The sequence below is a fragment of the Paenibacillus alginolyticus DSM 5050 = NBRC 15375 genome (assembly GCF_000422905.1).
GTDB classification, from domain to species: Bacteria; Bacillota; Bacilli; order Paenibacillales; family NBRC-103111; genus Paenibacillus_E; species Paenibacillus_E alginolyticus.
In genome coordinates, this window is the sequence record NZ_KE383956.1 from 1 (window position 1) to 499 (window position 499).

Genomic DNA, 499 nt, shown 5'->3' on the forward strand with positions numbered 1-499 from the left:
AATTCTTTTCTTTGCTGAAGATGTGCATGGCCTTTTTTAGGATGGCTATTTCTTCTTTCAGTTCATCAATTTCGCGCTTTTGTTCATCAAGGAGGTGGGATTGTTGGCGAAAAGTCTCCCCCTGATTAACAGGTTCGTATTCAAACTCTCGATATTTTCCCACCCAGTTTCGCAGCGTAGCCGGATTAACATTCAGATCGTCAGCGATCTGCTCCAGGGACTTTGCTTGTTCCTGCACATACTTTACCGCCTCACGTTTAAACGTCTCATTGTAATGTTGTCTCTTCATACTCATGGCGCCGGCACCTCTTCGATTTATTAGATTTATTATCTGTCTGAATCTAAGAGGTGTCCACTTTTTATTCTAAGTCCATTTTCGCGCTTATAAGCTCGCGGCTGTGCGATTAAGCGCGTTTTCCGCGCTTATGCAGTACGGACGTTCAGCTGAGAAGTCGATTTCCGACCTCTCAGACACTGTCAACGAGCTTCGGCTCGAGGA

1 protein-coding gene is annotated in these 499 nt (G+C 45.3%); it reads right to left on the minus strand.

Annotation, left to right across the window (positions count from 1 at the left end; all coding sequences use genetic code 11):
* The coding region (locus G519_RS0141105) for a transposase (protein WP_064743518.1) at positions 1-238 on the minus strand (238 nt) is incomplete at its 3' end.
* Between the last annotated feature and the right edge of the window lie 261 nt (positions 239-499).